This is a genomic window from Inquilinus ginsengisoli (assembly GCF_050434925.1).
In the GTDB taxonomy this organism is placed as follows: Bacteria; Pseudomonadota; Alphaproteobacteria; order DSM-16000; family Inquilinaceae; genus Inquilinus; species Inquilinus ginsengisoli_B.
In genome coordinates, this window is record NZ_JBNDJK010000001.1 from 1,536,411 (window position 1) to 1,554,487 (window position 18,077).

20 protein-coding genes are annotated in these 18,077 nt (G+C 69.6%); 15 read left to right on the top strand and 5 right to left on the bottom strand.

The window, feature by feature from the left end; translation table 11 throughout:
* Positions 1-182: 182 nt before the first annotated feature.
* From QFZ27_RS07520 to QFZ27_RS07540, 5 genes are all read right to left on the bottom strand, one after another.
* Positions 183-1,934, bottom strand: a complete 1,752-nt coding sequence (locus QFZ27_RS07520) for a hypothetical protein (protein WP_429225495.1) — start codon at positions 1,932-1,934, stop codon at positions 183-185.
* Positions 1,935-1,943: 9 nt separating this feature from the next.
* Positions 1,944-3,251 (bottom strand): Nramp family divalent metal transporter, encoded by a 1,308-nt coding sequence (locus QFZ27_RS07525; protein WP_429225497.1) that lies wholly within the window; start codon positions 3,249-3,251, stop codon positions 1,944-1,946.
* A 124-nt stretch (positions 3,252-3,375) separates the two neighbouring features.
* Positions 3,376-3,963 carry a hypothetical protein gene (locus QFZ27_RS07530; RefSeq protein WP_429225499.1) on the bottom strand — a complete coding sequence of 196 codons (588 nt, stop codon included), beginning with the start codon at positions 3,961-3,963 and terminating at the stop codon, positions 3,376-3,378.
* A gap of 15 nt (positions 3,964-3,978) precedes the next feature.
* Positions 3,979-4,287: a hypothetical protein gene (locus QFZ27_RS07535; RefSeq protein ID WP_429225501.1), complete on the bottom strand. Its 309-nt coding sequence runs from the start codon at positions 4,285-4,287 to the stop codon at positions 3,979-3,981.
* Between the two features lie 68 nt (positions 4,288-4,355).
* Positions 4,356-5,018 (bottom strand): PRC-barrel domain-containing protein, encoded by a 663-nt coding sequence (locus QFZ27_RS07540; protein WP_429225503.1) that lies wholly within the window; start codon positions 5,016-5,018, stop codon positions 4,356-4,358.
* Positions 5,019-5,046: 28 nt separating this feature from the next.
* Between QFZ27_RS07540 and QFZ27_RS07545 the strand changes: the two genes are divergently transcribed.
* The 15 genes from QFZ27_RS07545 to QFZ27_RS07615 all read left to right on the top strand — a co-directional run bounded on the left by QFZ27_RS07545 (position 5,047) and on the right by QFZ27_RS07615 (position 17,684).
* Positions 5,047-5,553 carry a ferritin-like domain-containing protein gene (locus tag QFZ27_RS07545; RefSeq protein ID WP_429225505.1) on the top strand — a complete coding sequence of 169 codons (507 nt, stop codon included), beginning with the start codon at positions 5,047-5,049 and terminating at the stop codon, positions 5,551-5,553.
* 38 nt (positions 5,554-5,591) lie between these two features.
* On the top strand, positions 5,592-6,761 hold the full coding sequence (locus QFZ27_RS07550; RefSeq protein ID WP_429225507.1) for a zinc-dependent alcohol dehydrogenase: 1,170 nt from the start codon (positions 5,592-5,594) through the stop codon (positions 6,759-6,761).
* Positions 6,762-6,770: 9 nt separating this feature from the next.
* Positions 6,771-7,283 carry a cyclase dehydrase gene (locus QFZ27_RS07555; protein WP_429225509.1) on the top strand — a complete coding sequence of 171 codons (513 nt, stop codon included), beginning with the start codon at positions 6,771-6,773 and terminating at the stop codon, positions 7,281-7,283.
* Positions 7,276-8,058 carry an SDR family NAD(P)-dependent oxidoreductase gene (locus tag QFZ27_RS07560; RefSeq protein ID WP_429225511.1) on the top strand — a complete coding sequence of 261 codons (783 nt, stop codon included), beginning with the start codon at positions 7,276-7,278 and terminating at the stop codon, positions 8,056-8,058. The genes QFZ27_RS07555 and QFZ27_RS07560 overlap by 8 nt, the downstream gene beginning before the upstream one ends.
* A 77-nt stretch (positions 8,059-8,135) precedes the next feature.
* Complete coding sequence (locus QFZ27_RS07565; RefSeq protein ID WP_429225513.1) at positions 8,136-9,935, top strand: methanol/ethanol family PQQ-dependent dehydrogenase; 1,800 nt, start codon at positions 8,136-8,138, stop codon at positions 9,933-9,935.
* The gene (locus tag QFZ27_RS07570) at positions 9,916-10,728 is read left to right on the top strand and encodes a substrate-binding domain-containing protein (RefSeq protein WP_429225514.1); all 813 of its coding nucleotides are present in this window, start codon (positions 9,916-9,918) and stop codon (positions 10,726-10,728) included. Before QFZ27_RS07565 ends, QFZ27_RS07570 begins: the two co-directional genes overlap by 20 nt.
* A gap of 1 nt (position 10,729) precedes the next feature.
* The gene (locus tag QFZ27_RS07575; protein ID WP_429225515.1) at positions 10,730-11,275 is read left to right on the top strand and encodes a c-type cytochrome; all 546 of its coding nucleotides are present in this window, start codon (positions 10,730-10,732) and stop codon (positions 11,273-11,275) included.
* Entirely contained in the window at positions 11,272-12,282 is a 1,011-nt protein-coding gene (gene coxB / locus QFZ27_RS07580) for a cytochrome c oxidase subunit II (protein ID WP_429225518.1), read from the top strand. Before QFZ27_RS07575 ends, coxB begins: the two co-directional genes overlap by 4 nt.
* Complete coding sequence (gene ctaD / locus QFZ27_RS07585; RefSeq protein ID WP_429225520.1) at positions 12,279-14,207, top strand: cytochrome c oxidase subunit I; 1,929 nt, start codon at positions 12,279-12,281, stop codon at positions 14,205-14,207. The genes coxB and ctaD overlap by 4 nt, the downstream gene beginning before the upstream one ends.
* A complete protein-coding gene (locus QFZ27_RS07590; RefSeq protein WP_429225522.1) occupies positions 14,204-14,800 on the top strand; it encodes a cytochrome c oxidase subunit 3 in 597 nt (198 codons plus the stop codon). The genes ctaD and QFZ27_RS07590 overlap by 4 nt, the downstream gene beginning before the upstream one ends.
* Complete coding sequence (locus QFZ27_RS07595) at positions 14,800-15,144, top strand: hypothetical protein (RefSeq protein WP_429225524.1); 345 nt, start codon at positions 14,800-14,802, stop codon at positions 15,142-15,144. Before QFZ27_RS07590 ends, QFZ27_RS07595 begins: the two co-directional genes overlap by 1 nt.
* Positions 15,141-16,052 carry a cytochrome c oxidase assembly protein gene (locus tag QFZ27_RS07600; protein ID WP_429225526.1) on the top strand — a complete coding sequence of 304 codons (912 nt, stop codon included), beginning with the start codon at positions 15,141-15,143 and terminating at the stop codon, positions 16,050-16,052. Before QFZ27_RS07595 ends, QFZ27_RS07600 begins: the two co-directional genes overlap by 4 nt.
* The gene (locus QFZ27_RS07605) at positions 16,033-16,581 is read left to right on the top strand and encodes a c-type cytochrome (RefSeq protein ID WP_429225528.1); all 549 of its coding nucleotides are present in this window, start codon (positions 16,033-16,035) and stop codon (positions 16,579-16,581) included. Before QFZ27_RS07600 ends, QFZ27_RS07605 begins: the two co-directional genes overlap by 20 nt.
* Positions 16,582-16,739: 158 nt before the next feature.
* Positions 16,740-16,871, top strand: coding sequence for a hypothetical protein (locus QFZ27_RS07610; RefSeq protein WP_429225530.1), 132 nt, complete (start codon positions 16,740-16,742; stop codon positions 16,869-16,871).
* A gap of 3 nt (positions 16,872-16,874) precedes the next feature.
* On the top strand, positions 16,875-17,684 hold the full coding sequence (locus QFZ27_RS07615; RefSeq protein WP_429225532.1) for an autotransporter outer membrane beta-barrel domain-containing protein: 810 nt from the start codon (positions 16,875-16,877) through the stop codon (positions 17,682-17,684).
* The last annotated feature ends 393 nt before the right edge of the window (positions 17,685-18,077 follow it).

Here is an 18,077-nt window from a genome sequence, read left to right on the forward strand (position 1 = left end):
TGCTCCCTCTCGAATCCTGGACGCGGATGTCCGGCCGGGGCCGTGCGTGCTTCGCATCCGGACCCGTTGACGGCACTGTCGCTGTGGCGTTTCGAGCGCGTGACGGGCGCTCACCTAGGGGGCCAACGGGATGGGTACTTACCCGGTTCCACTTCCGCGTTCGGGCCCGTATCGCCTCACCGTCAGGGCAGCAGGCGGCGCAGATGCCGGGCGTAGCGCGACACCTCCCGATCTAGCCGCACGGCTTCGTGCGGGTCGCCGTCGGAAGCGCGCGCCATGCTCCAGGAGCCGAGCTGGAAGGCGGCGTAGCAGGGGGTGAGGAACCGCAGCAGATCGGGGTCGACCGGCCATCCGGCCTCCTGCCCGACCCGCATCTGCAGCTCGGCTTCCTCCTCCGGGCCGAGGTCGAACTCGATGGCGGTTCCGGCAACATCCCAGGCGATGTCCTGGCAGCCGACCAGGTCGTGGGCCGCACAATGGTCGAGGGCGTCGGTCTTCAGCAGCGTGCCGTCGCGGTCCAGCAGCCATTCCCAGCGATGTAGCCGGTTGTCGGTCTGCACCCGGCGGACCCGTGGCTCCAGGTCGTCGGCGATGCGGGCAAAGCGCCTGAACGCGTGTCCGGCCTCCTCCCCCAACGCCTCCGAGGCATTGACGCACAGCATGTCGGACAGGGTCGCCAGGCTGGCGCCGCTGTCTGTCGAAGCCGGGAGCCGGCGAGCCCGGAACCCGATATAGGCCGCGACGCGGCGTAGCAGGGCGGGACGGTCGCAGGCCGCGGGATCGAGCGGCCGCGCGCCGTCGACCCAGCGCTCGACCATGAAGCCCCGCCGATAGCCGACCGGCTCCGGGCCGAAGCCGGCCTCATACAGCGCCCGGGCGCGCGCCAGCTTGTCGCGTCCGTGCCGGCCCAACCCGGCGAACTTCACCAGGAAGCGGTGGCCGCCGGTGTCCAGGCGGAACTTGCGCCGCTCCTGCTGGCGGCAGGATGGCGGCCAGTGCGATTGCCCGTGGCCAGCCCGCCAGTCGCCGGCGAACATCTCCTCCAGCCGTCCGGGGCCGCCGACGAGATCCTCGACCCAGGCGGCGAGCCCATGCCAGGGCTGGCGCGGCCGCAGCGCCAGCGTGTCGAAATCGACCCAGTGCCGGGCCGCGCCGCGCCACCGTTCGCGATGGGCGGCCGAGGCCTGCGGTCCTGGTTCGCCGCCATGGCTCGGGAAGAACCGGATCCGGCCGCGATCGACGCCTCGGGCCTCGAGATGGTCGGCGACCGCGCCGAAGGAACTGCCGGACAGGCCGGGGCCTTCGTCGACGATCAGATAGGTGGCCGACCGGTCGCCCAGCAGCTCGGCGGTCAGGGCCGGGTGGAGCGCAAGGGTCCGTTGGAAGGGGTGCCCGACCGGCCGCACCGAGACCAGCCCGTCCGCGCCGCAGGCTTCCGCCACCACCGCGGCGAGCGGCAGGCCGATGCTGCGGATGCCGATGACCTTGAGCGGCCGCGCCCGGGCCAGTGCGGCCGCGGCTTCGAGATAGGATTCCGGATACAGGGCGTAGAAGGCGAAGCCCTCGGCCAGCCGGCAACGGATCTCCGCCGGCAACGGCATTCCGGCCAGCGTGTCGATGTGGCGGCGGAGATTCTGGTCGACAGGCCCGGTGGGGAACCCTGTCACCCAGGACCGCCGGATCTCCACGGCCAGGGCGACCAGCAGGGCGGTCGCGGCATCGCGCAGAGGGGAGGGGGCGTCGCGGCCGGCGGCTTCGAACTCGGCGTCGATCGCTCCTTGCGCGAATTCGCCAGCATCGATCAGGGCTTCGACCAGATGATCATGGCGGTCAAGCCCGGAGCGCGCGTCGCCGGCCCGCTCCAGCGCCGTCACCACCCGTCCGATCTGCCGCAGCGGCTTTTCCACCCGCGTTCCGTCGCCATAGACGAGCATGGCGGCGCCTCAGAGGAACCAGGTCGCCACTAGCCCGGTGCTGGCGGCGAAGATGATCGCGGTCGTGGCCCAGCCCAGGATGGCGATGCCGGGGCTGTTCACCTGGTCGCCCATGATCCGGCGGCTGCCGGTCATCAGCATGATCAGCAGCATCAAAGGCGGGGTCGAGAAGCCCTGGACGATGCCGGACCAGACCAGCGCCTTCATCGGATTGAAGCCGAGGAAGTTCAGCCCCATGGCCAGCAGGGTGAAGCCGGCGATCGCCAGGTAGAACGGCCTCGCCTCCGACGGGCGGGCGTGCAGGCTGTGTTTCCAGCCGAAGGTCTGGGCCAGGTCGTAGGCGGCGCCCGTGGTCATCACCGGCACCGCCAGGAAGCCGACGCCGATGATACCGGCGGCGAACAGGATGCCGGCGGCGTCGCCGGCCAGCGGGCGCAGCGCCTCCGCCGCCTGGGCCGCGGTGCTGATCTCGGTCTGCCCGGCCGCGTGCAGCGTCGACCCGGTCGACAGGATGATGAAATACATGATCAAATTCGAGAAGGTCATGCCGATCAGGACGTCGATGCGGGTCTTGCGCAGCTCGGCGTTGGTCGCGCCCCGGCGCTGTGCCAGGGTGCGGCGGCCCATCTGGATCTCCTCCTCGACCTCCTCGTTCGACTGCCAGGTGTAGAGATAGGCGGACAGCGTGGTGCCGATCACGGCAACCAGCATCGACAGGAACTCGGCATTGAACTGGAGTCGCGGCACCAGCGTCCCGGCCAGGGTCGCCGCCAGGTCCGGCTTGGCCAGCGCCGCGGCGCCGACATAGGCGAGGAGGGCGAGCGCTAGCCAGCGGAACACGTTGCGGATCAGCGTGTAGGAGCCCCAGATCTGCAGCGCCAGGATCGCGGCGGTGACCGTGACCACGATCGCGGTGAAAGGCACCGGCAGCAGCAGCCCGATCGCCGCCGCCATGCCGCCGATATCGGCCGCGGCCTCGATGGTGTTGCCGATCAGCACGCCGATCAGCGCCGGGTACAGCACCCAGCGCGGGAAATGATCGCGGATGACGTGGAACAGGCCGCGGCCCGACACCTGGCCGAGCTTGGCGGACAGGTAGACCACCGCGAACATCATCGGCAGCGTCGCCGGGGCGGTCCACAGGAAGGACGGGCCCAGCGCGGCGCCGGCGCTGGCATAGGTGCCGATCGCGGAGGGGTCGTCGTCCGCCGCCCCGGTGATCAGCCCGAGGCCCAGGGTCCGCAGGGCGCCCTGCTTGGGTGGGGAGGCTTGGTCGGCGCCGGTCTTGGGAGACTTGCGGCTGTCCTCGTCTGGCACTGGCTGGGCCGCCTCTCATGAGGGTCACGGCTCAGCGCGTCGGCAGCGCTGGCCTCGGTGACAACGGGCGGTGATCGGGATGCATTCCGGAGGGAGGTCGGGCCGGAGGGAGATCGGCTGCCTGTCAGTGCCGGGGCGGCCGGGCCCCGCCCCGGTTCGGGACCAAGCGGCCATGGGCGGTGCGCAGGCCGCGCCACAGCTCCTCGAGATAGGGCAGCAGCTCGAACAGCAGCGCCGCGGTCAGCACGGCGGCGATATAGGCCACCGGCAGCGATTTCTGCTTCCAGGTCAGGTCGAAGCGGGCCGGCTCCGGCCCTGTCCCGAACAGCGCCAGGAACTGCGGCCAGTGCAGCACGGCGATGAAGGCGGTACCCATCAGCGGCAGAATTTCGAGGAAGCTGTGGACGTGCTGCTCGAACGGCGTCACCTCGCGCCGGGTGACGGCATAGCTGACGTCCCACAGCGCCGTTGCCTCATGCGCCAGGAAGGCGACGATCATCAGCGCGATGATCAGGGCATTGACCTCGAGGAACAGCGCCGCGAGCAGCGGCACCGCCATTTCGGCGAACATCAGCAGATGGATCAGGGATTCCTTTGCTCCGGCCGTCGCCTCGATCTTGCTGGCGCGATGACACAGCCAGTCGGCGAAGCCGGCGACGAACCACAGCGGCAGGATGAACCAGAGCAGGACCGCCAGCGCCGGGTCCGTCATGCCGGCTCCGGGGACTTAGTGGCGGACGAACTTGTTGAAGCGGCTGACATGCCCGTCGGCAGTGCGGTCCTGGTACAGGAAGGTCAGCTTGGCCTCGTCGAACTTCTCGAAGAACTCGTCCCAGGAGATTTCTTCGAGCGCCTCCTCGTGCTTTTGTCCGTCGCCGACGAAGTCGAAGCGCAGGATGCCGGCCTCATCGCCGCCCCGGGCGGTGCCGCGTACGGTGGCGGGGACGGCCTTCCGCTCCTCCGCCCAGCGCCGGATCTTGTCGTGGTCGCGAGTCTCGTGGGACTCGCTCTTGCCGCTGTGATGCTGCGTGGCCATGGGTAACCTCCACGTGTGTTCGCGTCTATGACGGGCAATGGGGTGTGCCGAAGGACGGTTCCGGCCGGTCACGGCCCGTCATCGGCCTCCGGCAGAACCTTCAGGTCGTCTTCGCTCAGGTCGGTCACGACCTCGTCCGCCGTCGCATCGGCCAGCCGCAGCTTGTCGCTGGGGATCTTCACCTGCTTCAGCGAAAGACCGAGAATCTGGTCGACGCCGACCAGGACGTAGCGGATCGCGCCGCCCCGGGCGTCGAATGCGAAATCGGAGATCGTTCCGATGTTGCGGCCGGCCGTGTCCGTCACCTTGGCACCGATCAGGCTGGTGCCCCGCAGCTCCGGGGGCGGATTGGCGACCGGGGCCTGCGGGGTCGAAGACGGGAAGCCGGGTTCGACCGGCTGAGGCTGGCCGTGTGCGGTTCCGGCCAGGAAGAAGCGATCGAGCCGGCCAGGCCGGCCATTCGGATGCGACCGCGCCGGTGATGTCGCTGGCCTTTCGCGCGGGCGCTTTGCTGATCTGGCATCTCGTGTCTCCGTGTCGACCTCGGTCGGAGCGCAAATCTCGGGGGGACAATGGGATGCGCCAGCCTGGGGTTCCGATGATCCGGGCTGCGCAGCCCGGATCAGTGAGGATCCGACGGCCGGTTTCGCGGAGTATTCGGCAATTTTGCTCGACCGCTCGAACGGGAGTTCGCGCGGGGCTGTTGTGACCGTAGCGGCGTCCGAGCGCATCGTCGCCGAAGTTCAACAGGAGATCCCGATGACCGACCCGAAAGAGCATCTGACGCATTGGCTGCGCGACGCCTACGCCATGGAGAGCCAGGCCGTCTCCCTGCTGGAGACCCAGATCAGCCGGCTCGAGACCTATCCGGACGCCCGGGCGAAGGTGCAGGAGCATCTGCAGCAGACCCATCGGCAGCGGCAGGATGTCGAGGACTGCCTGGCCAAGCTCGGCGCCGACCCCTCCACGCTGAAGGACATCACCCAGAAGACCATCGCCAACGTCCAGGGCATGTTCCACGCCATGAGCGAGGACGAGGTGCTGAAGCACGCCCTCGGCAGCTACTCCTTCGAGCAGTTCGAGGCCGGCAGCTACAGGATGCTGGCAGCGGCGGCCCGCGAGGCGGGCGAGCCTGGCATCGCCGAGACCTGCGAGCGCATCCAGGCCGAGGAGGAGGAGATGGGCGACTGGATCTGGCAGCAGATGCCGACCCTGACCCAGGAATATCTCAGCCGTTCCGAGGTCGGCGCCACGGCGAAGCGCTGACGAGCTTGGCCTGAGGACCTGATTTCAGGAGGTGAGGCATGAGGGCGCTGTGCTGGCACGGCAAGGCGGATATCCGCTGGGACACCGTGCCCGATCCCGGGATCGAGCATCCCCGCGACGCGATCATCAAGGTGACGAGCTGCGCCATCTGCGGCTCCGACCTGCATCTCTATGACGGCTTCATGCCGGGCATGGAATCCGGCGACATCATGGGCCACGAGTTCATGGGGGAGGTGGTCGAGGTCGGGCCGGGGAACAAGCGGCTCAAGGTCGGCGACCGGGTGGTGGTGCCCTTCACCATCTGCTGCGGCGAATGCGAGCAGTGCCGGCGCGGCAACTTCTCGGTCTGCGAGCGCACCAACCGCAATGCCGAGCTGGCGGCGAAGATGTTCGGCCATACCACGGCCGGGCTGTTCGGCTACACCCACCTGACCGGCGGTTACCCCGGCGGCCAGGCCGAATATGTCCGCGTCCCCTATGCCGATGTCGCGCCGGTGAAGATCCCGGACGGGCTGACCGACGAGCAGGTGCTGTTCCTCGGCGACATCTTCCCGACCGGGTGGCAGGCGGCGGCGCAATGCGAGATCGAGCCGACCGACACCGTGGCGATCTGGGGCTGCGGCCCGGTCGGCCAGTTCGCGATCCGCGCCGCGCTGCTGCTCGGGGCCGAGCAGGTGATCGCCATCGACAATTTGCCGGAGCGGCTGACCATGGCCCAGGCCGCCGGCGCGGTGACGATCAATTTCGACACTGAGAGCGTGCTGGACCGGCTGCGCGAGCTGACCCATGGCCACGGGCCGGAGAAGTGCATCGATGCGGTCGGGCTCGAGGCCCATGCCGGACGCCCGGTCGATTCGATGATCGACCGTGCCAAGCAGGCGGTGATGCTGGGCACCGACCGGCCGCATGTGCTGCGCGAGGCGATCTATGCCTGCCGCCCGGCCGGCACCGTATCGGTTCCCGGCGTCTATGGCGGGCTTCTGGACAAGATCCCGTTCGGTGCCGCCATGAACAAGGGGCTGACCTTCCGCATGGGCCAGACTCATGTCAACCGCTGGACCGACGACCTCCTGCGCCACATCGAGGAGGGCCAGATCGATCCGTCCTTCGTCATCACGCACACCGAGCCGCTGTCGCACGGGCCGGAGCTCTACAAGACGTTCCGGGAGAAGCATGACGGCTGCATCAAGGTGGTGCTCAAACCCTAGAGGCCGGCGATGAGATCCGATTTCCGCGGCGCGCCCGCGAACCCGTTCCCCTCCGCCCGCCGTGTCGCGCACGGGCTGGGGCTGTTCAGCATCGCGCTCGGCGCGCTGGAGCTGCTTGCGCCGCGCCGACTGTCGCAGTGGTTGGGCCTGCGCAGCGCTCCGCGCTTCGTCCAGGCCTATGGCGCCCGCGAGGTGGCGACCGGTCTTGCCATCCTCGGGCGGTCGCGCGATCCGACGCCCTTCGTCTGGGCCCGCGTCGCCGGCGACGCACTGGACCTTGCCACCCTGGCCGCCGTCGCCGGCGGCAGCCGGTCCCGCGGCCGGCTGGGCTTCGCCGTGGCCGCGGTGATCGGGGTGACAGTGATCGACGCGCTCTGCGCCCAGTCGCTCTCGACCCGGCAGCGGCACCGCATTCCGGTGCGCGATTACAGCGACCGCAGCGGCTTCCCGGACGCGCCGGAGCGGATGCGCGGCAAGGCGCGGACCACGATGTCGATCCAGGAGGCGGTGGGCCATGGCTGAGAACTCGGACACTCTCGCGCTGGTGACCGGCGCGTCGACCGGCATCGGCTTCGAGCTCGCCCGCTGCTTCGCGGATGATGGCCACGGCCTGATCGTAGTGGCGGAGGAGGAGGAGGGGCCGCTGCTGGAGGCGGCGACCATGCTCCGCCAGGCCGGCGCGCCGCGGGTGGAGACGGTGGTGGTCGACCTCTCCCGTCCCGAGGGGCCGGACGAGCTCCACGCCGCGGTGCAGCGCATCGGCGTGCTGCCCGAGTTCCTGGTCAACAATGCCGGGATCGGCGTCTATGGCGACTTCGCCCGCGAGACGCGGTGGGAAGACGAGCTGCGGCTGATCCAGCTGAACGTCGTCGCCGTCGTTCGGCTGACCAAGCTGTTCGTCCCGGCGATGGTCGAGCGTGGATCGGGGCGGATCCTGATCACCTCCTCGGTCGCCGCGATCGCGCCGTCGCCGCTGCAGTCGGTGTACTCGGCCAGCAAGGCCTTCGAATACGCCTTCGCCGAGGGCATCGCCAACGAGCTTTCGGACACCGGCGTCACCGTGACGGCGCTGATGCCGGATGCGACCGAGACCGAGTTCTTCATCCGCGCCGGAATGGAGGACAGCAAGCTCGGCCAAGCCTCGAAAGCGGATCCGGCCGACATCGCCCGGGCCGGCTACGACGCGATGATGAAGGGCAAGGACCATGTCATCGCCCCATTCACCGCAAAGCTGAAGACCGTGCTGACCGCGGTGCTGCCGGAGCGGATGGTGGCCGGAATGGCCCGGGCCGACTGACGCAAGAATCGTACTTGGAACGTCGGCCGCCACGACCCCGTTGGCCAGAAGTCGGAGTGCAGGAGCGAGAAATCCAATTGCCCCACCGGATCCTCGTCGCGATGGGCTTTGTCGCGCTGGCCGTGGCCGGCGTCGCGACAGCGCAAGCTCAGGATCTGCCGCAGCCGCCCGCCTCGGCGGCGCCGCCCGAGGACGGGCAGTGGACGATGCCGGCGAAGAACTACGCCAGCACTCGCTACAGCGGGCTGGACGAGATCAACGCCGGCAATGTCGCCAAGCTTCAGCCCGCCTTCACCTTCTCGCTGGGCGTCAACCGCGGGCAGGAGGCACCGCCGCTGGTGGTGGGCGGCACGATGTATGTCGCGACGCCCTATCCCAATATCCTCTATGCGCTCGACCTCACCAAGCCCGGCGCGCCGCTGAAATGGAAGTTCGAGCCGAAGCCGGAGGCCGCGGCCCAGGGTGTCGCCTGCTGCGACGTCGTCACCCGCGGCCCGGCCTATGCCGATGGCCGGGTGTTCCTGAACACGCTGGACGGCAACACCATCGCCGTCGACGCCGCGACCGGGCAGGAGGTCTGGCGCACCAGGCTCGGCGACATCAATCTCGGCGAGACCATCACCATGGCGCCGCTTGTGGCCAAGGGAAAGGTTCTGGTCGGCAATTCCGGCGGCGAATACGGGGTGCGCGGCTGGGTCGCGGCGCTCGACGCCGCGACCGGCAAGCTGGCCTGGAAGGCCTACAGCACCGGCCCCGACGCCGACGTCCTGATCGGCCCGGACTTCAAGCCGTTCTACGAGGCGGACCGGGGCAAGGATCTCGGCGTCTCGACCTGGCCGCCGGATGCCTGGCAGCAGGGCGGCGGCAATGTCTGGGGCTGGATCTCCTACGACCCCGACCTGAACCTGATCTATCACGGCACCGGCAATCCCGGCCCCTGGAACCCGGATCTCCGCCCCGGCGACAACAAATGGACCGCCGGCATCTTCGCCCGCGACATCGACACCGGCGCCGCCCGCTGGGGCTATCAGTGGAGCCCGCACGACCTCTACGACCATGATGGCATCAACGAGAACATCCTGCTCGACATGCCGTGGCAGGGGCAGCCGCGGAAGGTCCTCGTTCGTCCCGAGCGCAACGGCTACGTCTATGTGCTGGACCGCACCACCGGCGAGGTGCTGTCGGCCAAGCCCTTCGTCCCGATCACCAGCAGCAGCGGCGTCGACCTCGCGACCGGCCGCCTGGCGATGGTGGCGGACAAGGCACCGCAGACCGGGCGGGTGATCCGCGACATCTGCCCGGCGGCGCCCGGCGCCAAGGACTGGAACCCTTCGGCCTATTCGCCGCGGACCGGCCTGCTCTACATCCCGCACAACAATTTGTGCGAGGACCTGCTGGGGATGGAGGCGAACTACATCGCCGGCACTCCCTATGTCGGCGCCGAGGTGCGGATGAAGCCGGGTCCCGGCGGCCACCGTGGCGAGTTCACCGCCTGGGACATCGCCAAGGCCGAGCCGGCCTGGACGGTGAAGGAGAACTTCCCGGTCTGGAGCGGGGCGCTGGTCACCGCCGGCGACGTGGTCTTCTACGGAACCTTCGAGGGCTGGTTCAAGGTGCTGGACGCGCACAGCGGCAAGCCGCTGTGGCAGTTCAAAACCGGGTCCGGGATCATCGGCCAGCCCACCACCTATCGCGGGCCGGACGGCCATCAATATGTCGCCATCCTGTCCGGCGCCGGCGGCTGGGCCGGGGCGATCGTCGCCGGCGACCTGGACCCGCGCGACCAGACCGCGGCGCTCGGCTTCGTCGGCGCCATGGGCGACCTCAAGGACGCGACGACACGGGGAGGCATGCTGTATGTCTTCCGTCTTCCCTAGGCTGCTGTTGGCCGCGGCGCTGGCGCTGGCCGCCGGCGACGCCGGGGCGCGCGAGCTCAGGGTCTGCGCCGATCCGAACAACCTGCCGTTCTCGAACGAGAAGGGCGAGGGCTTCGAGAACCGCATCACCGCGCTGGTGGCGCAGGATCTCGGCGCCACCGTGACCTATACGTGGTGGGCGCAGCGCCGCGGCTTCATCCGTGAGACGCTGAAGGCCGGGCTGTGCGACCTGGTCCCCGGCACCATGCTGGGGCTGGAGATGCTGCGCTCGACCCGGCCCTATTACCGCTCCGGCTATGTCTTCGTCACCCGTGCCGACGGTCCGCGAGTCCGGTCCTTCGACGACCCGGCGCTGCGCGATCTGCGGATCGGGGTGCAGCTCGTCGGCGACGACGGCGTCAACGCGCCGCCGGCCGAGGCGCTGGCCCGGCGCGGCCTGGCCGGGCACGTGGTCGGCTATACCCTCTACGGCGACTACGCCCAGCCCAACCCCGCCGGCCGGATCGTCGCGGCAGTGGCCAAGGGCGAGGTCGACGTCGCCGTGGTCTGGGGGCCCTTTGCCGGCTATTTCGCGCCGCGCCAGCCGGTGGCGCTGACGGTCACCCCGGTGCAGCCGCAGACGGAGGGGCTGGTGCCGATGGTGTTCGACATCGCCATGGGCGCGCGCCGCGAGGACAAGCCGCTGGCGGAGGAGGTGAACGCCGCCCTGAGCCATCGCCGCGGCGAGATCGACGCCATCCTGGCCCAGTACGGCGTACCGCGGCTGGACCGCTCAGACCATGCGGGGCCGTGACATGCGCCAGGTATCGATCCTCCTGCTGCTCTCCGCCGCGCTGCTGGTCGCGACCTGCCGGCGCGAGGAGCGGAGCTACGACGCGCCGCGTGCCGAGTCCTCGGCTGAGACGATCGTGGCGCTGGCGCCGATCTCGCCCGGCGGCAATGGCCCGCAGACGGCCTCGAACCCCAAGGGACAGGACTACGAGCAGAACGCCTACGCCATGGCGCAGGGCAAGCGGCTGTTCCAGTGGTTCAACTGCAGCGGCTGCCACGGCAATGGCGGCGGCGGCTCGGGTCCTGCCCTGATCGACGACAAATGGATCTACGGCAGTTCCATCGACAACATCGTCGCCACCATCCGCGAGGGCCGGCCAAACGGCATGCCGTCCTTCCGCGGCCGCATCCCGGATGACGAGATCTGGCAGATCGCCGCCTATGTCCGCTCGATGGGCCGGTTCGTGCCGAAGGACGCGGCGCCGTCGCGCAATGACGGCATGCAGTCGCGCCCCGCCGAGAACCGCCTGCCGCCGGCCGAGCCGAAACCCGTCGGGGTGCCGCAGTGAAGCCGCTGGGCCGGCTTGCCGCCCTGCTCGGCGCCGCGCTGCTGGCCGGCTGCAGCCGATGGCCGGGCGCGCTGTCGCCGATGGGCGAGGGCAGCGACCGGATCGCCCGGCTGTTCTGGCTGTTCACCGCCGTCTGCGCCGTCGTCTGGCTGCTGGTGGTCCTGGCGCTGGCGCTCGGCGTCGCCCGCCGCCACGCCGACCGGCCCGACCCGCTGGCGCAGGAGCCGCGGCGCGACCGCGTGGCCTATCGGGTGGTCGGCACCTGCGTCGCCATCACCGGCGTAATCCTGCTGGCGCTGACCGGGTTCAGCTGGTGGACCGGCAAGAGCCTCGCCGCCCTCGGCGAGCGGCCCGCGCTGACGCTGAAGGTCACCGGCAATCAATGGTGGTGGCAGGTCCAGTACGAGGACGACCAGCCCAGCCGCGTGCTGACCACGGCGAACGAGATTCACATCCCGGTCGGCGAGCCGGTGCAGATCAAGCTGGAGGCGACCGACGTCATCCATTCCTTCTGGGTGCCCCAGCTCTCGGGCAAGGAGGACCTGATCCCCGGCCGGCAGAACGTGCTCACCCTCAAGGCCGACAAGCCGGGCCGTTATCGCGGGCAATGCGCCGAGTTCTGCGGCCTGCAGCACGCCAAGATGGCGCTCTTGGTGATCGCCGAGCCGCGCGCGGATTTCGACGCCTGGCGCCAGGCGCAGCTGGCCCCCGCCGCCGAGCCGCAGGGCGACGAGGCCCGGAAGGGCCGCGACGTCTTCCAGTCCAGGCCCTGCATGATGTGCCACCAGATCCGCGGCACCACTGCCGGGGGCCGGACCGGGCCGGAGCTGACCCATCTCGCCAGCCGCGAGACCATCGCGGCCGGGGCGCTGCCGATGACCCGCGGCGCCCTGGCCGCCTGGATCGCCGATCCGCAGGCGATCAAGCCCGGCAGCAACATGCCGCGGGTCCGCCTCGACGCCGACGAGCTGAACGCCCTGGTCGCCTATCTCGAGGGGCTGAAATGAGCGCGGACGTGCTGCCGCCCGACACCGCGCCGCGCGGCCTGCGCGACACCGATCTGGATGAAGGAACGCTCGACCGCCTGCTGACCCGGACCTGGGGGACGGGCCGGGGGCTGCTGGCGCGGCTGGCCACCGTCGACCACAAGATCGTCGGCCGCCGCTACATGCTGACCGCCTTCTTCTTCCTGATCCTGGGCGGGCTGGCGGCGGTGGTGATGCGGCTGCAGCTGGCGCGGCCGGAGGCCGGGGTGGTCGGACCGGACCTCTACAACCAGCTCTTCACCATGCACGGCACGACGATGATGTTCCTGTTCGCCGTGCCGGTGATGGAGGCCTTCGCCATCTATCTGGTGCCGCTGATGGTCGGCACCCGCAACATCGCCTTCCCGCGGCTGAACGCCTTCAGCTACTGGGTCTATCTCTTCGGCGGGCTGATGATCTGGGTCGCGTTCGCACTCAACACCGGGGCGGATGCCGGCTGGTTCAGCTATGTGCCGCTGGCCGGGCCGGAATACGGCATCGGCAAGCGCAGCGACTTCTGGGCCCAGATGGTGACCTTCACCGAGGTCTCGGCCCTGGCCGTGGCGGTCGAGATCATCGTCACCGTGTTCAAGCAGCGGGCACCGGGGATGATGCTGGACCGCATCCCGCTCTTCGTCTGGGGGGCGTTGGTCACCGCCTTCATGATCCTGTTCGCCATGCCGGCGGTGATGGTGTCCAGCACCATGCTGATCCTCGACCGGCTGGTCGGCACCCACTTCTTCAACCCGGCCGAGGGCGGCGACGCCCTGCTGTGGCAGCACCTGTTCTGGTTCTTCGGCCATCCCGAGGTCTACATCATCTTCCTGCCGGCGACCGGCATGGTCTCCGCCATCCTGCCGACCTTTGCGCGGAGGCCGATGTTCGGCCATCTCGGCATGGTGCTGGCGCTGATCGCGACCGGCTTCCTGTCCTTCGGCCTGTGGGTGCACCACATGTTCGCGACCGGGCTGCCGCAGCTCGGCGCCGCCTTCTTCACCGCCTCCAGCATGCTGATCGCGATCCCCAGCGGGCTGCAGATCTTCTGCTGGATCGCGACGCTGTGGGGCGGGCGGCCGGTCATGAAGACGCCGATGCTGTTCGTGCTCGGCTTCATCATCGTCTTCGTCATCGGCGGCCTGACCGGAGTGATGGTGGCCTCGGTGCCGATCGACCTGCAGGTGCACGACACCTATTTCGTGGTGGCGCATTTCCACTATGTGCTGATCGGCGGCGCGGTGTTCCCGCTGCTCGGCGCCGTCTACTACTGGTTCCCGAAATTCACCGGCCGGATGCTGAGCGAGCGGCTGGGGCGCTGGAATTTCTGGCTCGCCTTCATCGGCTTCAATGCCGCCTTCTTCCCGATGCATCTCCTCGGCCTGTCCGGCATGCCGCGCCGGGTCTACACCTACCCCGAGTCATCAGGCTGGGGCGGGATCAACCTGTTCGTCAGCGCGGGGGCCGTGGTGCTGGCCGCCAGCTTCGCGCTGCTGGCGGTCAACGTGATCCGCAGCCTGCGCCGGGGCGAGATCGCCGGGCCGAACCCGTGGGATGCCGGCACGCTGGAATGGGCGACAACCTCGCCACCGCGGCCCTACAATTTCGCGCGCATCCCGGTGGTGACGCATGCCGAGCCGCTCTGGGCCGAGCGCGGCGAGCTGCCGGTTGCAACCGGGCTGCGCGTCGACGCGCGGGAGCTGATCTCCGGCACCCTGGGCGAGGCCGAGCCGGAGCTGCGCGAGGCCTCGCCCGAGCCCTCGGTCTGGCCGCTGGTGGCGGCGCTGGTGGTCGGCGCCGCCTTCATCGCCTCGATCTTCACCCCCTGGGCGGTGGTCTGGGGCGGCATCCCCGTCGCTATCGCGCTGATCGGCTGGTTCTGGCCCAAGGGCACGCCGGAGGACGAGGAATGAGGCACCGCCCCGTCGCCGACCTGTCGGATCTGCCGACCTACGGCTTCGGCTCGCAGAGCCCGATCTGGTGGGGCACGCTCGGCTTCGTTGCGCTCGAAGGCACCGGCTTCGCCCTGGCGATCGGGGCCTATCTCTACCTCGCCCATCTGGCCCCGACCTGGCCGATCGCGCCGCCGCAGCACGACATCTGGGCAGCGACGATCATTACCGGTCTGCTCGTGGTCAGCGCGGTCCCCAATATGCTGCTCGACCGTTGGGCCCGGCAGCAGGACCTGCGGAAGGTGCGGTTCGGCCTGGTGGTGATGAGCCTGTTCGGCATCGCGCCGCTGATCGTCCGCATCTTCGAGTTCGATGCCCTGACGGTGCTGTGGGACACCAACGCCTATGGCTCGGTGGTCTGGTTCCTGCTCGGCTTGCACACGACGCATTTGCTGACCGATGCCGGCGACACCATCGTCCTGACGGTGCTGATGTTCACCCGCCACGCGAAAAGCGGGAAGCGCTTCAGCGACGTCAGCGACAACGCCTTCTATTGGCATTTCGTGGTCGCCTCCTGGCTGCCGATCTACCTCCTGCTCTATTGGGTGCAGTGATGGGCGCCTTCACCCGGATCCGGCCGAACGGGCTGTCCTGGGCCGGGCTGCTGTCGGGTCCGGGTGCCTGGGCGCTGTCGACCCAGCTGAACTATGCCCTGGTGCCTTGGGACTGCCCGCGCCAGCTCGGTGTCGTGCCATGGACGGCGCTGCTGCTGGTGCTGTTCGCGCTGGCTGGCGGGGCGCTGTCCTGGCGCGCCTTGCGACGGCCCGATATCACCGCCCGGCCGGTCAGGACCGAGCGCTTCATCGCCCTGATCGGCATCGGCGCGGCGCTGCTGTTCGCGCTGGTCGTGGCACTGCAGGGCTCGGCCGGGCTGGTGTTTACGGGGTGCGAACGATGAGGCGCCTCGCCCTCCTCATTCTGATCGCGCTGATGCCGACTTCGGCGCTGGCTCATGCCGGGCACGAGCACGGCTCGGATTACCCCTGGACGTGGGATCCGTGGATCACCGGGCCGCTGGCGCTGACGGCGCTGCTCTACACCGGCGGCGTCGCCCGGCTGTGGCGCCGCGCCGGGCCGGGGCGGGGCGTCGGCACCGGGCAGGCGGCGATGTTCGCCGCCGGGTGGCTGACGCTCGCCGCGGCGCTGGTCACGCCGCTGCATGGGCTGGGCGAGCGGCTGTTCACGGCGCATATGGTCGAGCACGAGGTGCTGATGGTGATTGCGGCGCCGCTGCTGGCGCTGTCGCGCCCGATCGGCGCCATGCTGTGGGGCCTGCCACAGGGCTGGCGCCGGGCCTTGGGCGCCGCGGTCGGATCGCGGATCTGGCGGAGCCTGTGGCGGGCGCTGACCGACCCGCTGGCGGCGACGGTGCTGCACGCGGTCGCGATCTGGACCTGGCATGTGCCGGCGCTGTTCGCGGCAGCACTGGAGCACGAGGGCCTGCACGCGTTGCAGCACGCCAGCTTCCTGGTCACCGCGCTGCTGTTCTGGTGGTCGCTGCTGTGCCGCCGCGGCAGCCGGGCCGCCCGCGGCGCCGCGATCGGGCACCTCTTCACCACGGCGCTGCACACCGGCCTGCTCGGTGCCCTCCTGGTCTTTTCGAACCGGCTGTGGTTCGTGGATCAGGCCGGGGAGGCGGCGCGCTGGGGGCTGACGGCGCTGGAGGACCAGCAGCTGGCCGGGTTGGTGATGTGGATCCCGGCCTGCCTCGCCTATCCGATCGCCGGCCTCGCCCTGGCCGGGCTTTGGATCGCGGGAGCCGGCCGGCGGGAAGGGGAGGGGCGCCATGCCGTCGGGGCGCGGTAGAGGCTTCGCCGCGGTGCTGGCTGCCGCGGCCATCGCGGTGCTCGCGGCCTGCGGCCTGCGGCGGCCGCAGCCGACGGCCCCGGCTGCAAGCCGGCCGGCACCGGACACCCGGCGACGAAGGCATCTCTGGGTTTGGTCCGTGGCCCCGCTCGCGCTGGTCCTGCTGCTGGGCGGAAGCGCGGTGGTCTACGCCCTGCAGCAGCAGCGGGCGGCGGAACGCTGGGCGGCTGCGCTGACCGGCGGCGACCCAGACCGCGCGCCGGCCCTGATCCTCCGCAACGGCTGCGCCGGCTGTCACATCATCCCCGGCATCGGCGCGGCGCGCGGCATGGCCGGCCCCGTCCTGTCCGGCCTGGCGGACCGCGCCTTCATCGGCGGGACGCTGCCGAACACCCCGGCGAATCTGGTGCGATGGATCCGCGACTCCCGCGGCGTGAACCCGCGCACGGCGATGCCGAGCACGCGGATTTCGGATTCCGAAGCGCGCGACATCGCCGCCTATCTCTATGCGTTGCGAAGCCGGCCATGAGCGACGGGGTTGGAATCCAGAAATCTAGTTTCAACCTGGGGCACTGAACTGCCGACGCTCTCAGAGTGGCCGGCATACCGGACTCGGCACGATGAGCGTTAAAAAATGTTGATTCATCGTACCGGAAGGTCCTCGGCGAATTGTCGCCGCGCAGCGCCATGACGCTGTTCTCCCGCGCCGCGGCCGATTCACCCGAGATCGCCGACTCCTCGATGATCTGTCCCAGGTTCGGCGCCGCCAACGGCGGCACCGGCGAGCAGGCCAGCCTCACGGAGGGTGAGTGCATCTAAGTCATGACGCGCGGCCAGCATGCGACGCTGAGCGGGGACTCAGATCGCGGCAGCGCCCACCTGGACTCCGTCGCCTGGCAGCTTGGCGCGCAGGCCGAGGTCGGTGCCGGCCTGCTGCTGGGCGCTTCGCTGTCCTATCAGACCGACTGGTTCGGCGCCCGCGACGGGGTGTCGGCCACCGGCTCGAGCGCGCAGGGGGCTGTTACGCTGAAGTATCAGACCGGGCTGTGGCTGCTGACCGGCGCGCTGTTCGGGAGTGTCGGCGACTACGACATCCAGCGCCATGTTGCCGTGCCCGGATTCGCCGGAACGGCCGAGTCCGATGCGGAGTTCTACATCGCCGGCCTGCGTGCCCGGGCTGCCTACACGGTCGGCACCGATCACCTTGATCTGCGGCCGTATCTGAACCTCGACCTGGTGCATGCCCGCAACGGATCGTTCTCGGAAGACGGCGTCGACGATCTCGGCCTGCGCGTCGACCAGAGCGAATATAGCACCGCCATCCTGACGCCGGCCGTTGAACTCGGCAGCCGTCTCGACCTCTCGGACGGCATGGTGCTGCGCAGCTTCGTCTCCGCCGGCGTCAGCCTGCGCTCGAACGACACGTGGAAGGGCGACGCCTCCTTCAACGGCGGCCAGCGCCATCAGGGCTTCGCGCTGAGTGCGCCCATGGACGAGATGGCGGCGCGGGTCGGCGCCGGCGTTCAGCTGTTCCAGGGCGAGAGCATCGACGTCCGGGTGCAGTGCGATGGTGAGATCGGTTCCGAAGCCACCAGGCACGGCGGCACTGCGACCTTCGCCTACCGGTTCTGATCGCGCCAGCCCGATCGCCCCGGCGATAGTTGCGAGCGACGGGGCTTTGACGGGGGCTGGTGCGGATTCACACATGCTTCTAGTTCCACCGACCTGATCGGCCGGGGGCGTAGCCCGGTTGCTGGTGAACGGGCCGTACATCGAGATGTGCATCGAGAAGCTCTGGCCGTTGCAGCCCCAGCTTGCCCACGAGCTATCCCAGCCGTCGTTCTTGGCGCCACCCACTGGAAGCGGGTGCGCAGCGGCATGCTCTTGATTGCGGGCGACTTGTGCTTCACGAGCCTCATGATATCGCAGGCGGCCTGGCTGGCGGGACTCGCCACGGCCACCTCTGCAGCTCGGTCGAGTTCCGCCCGGACCTGTTCCGGATCGAACGTATGCGTCCGGGTGTCG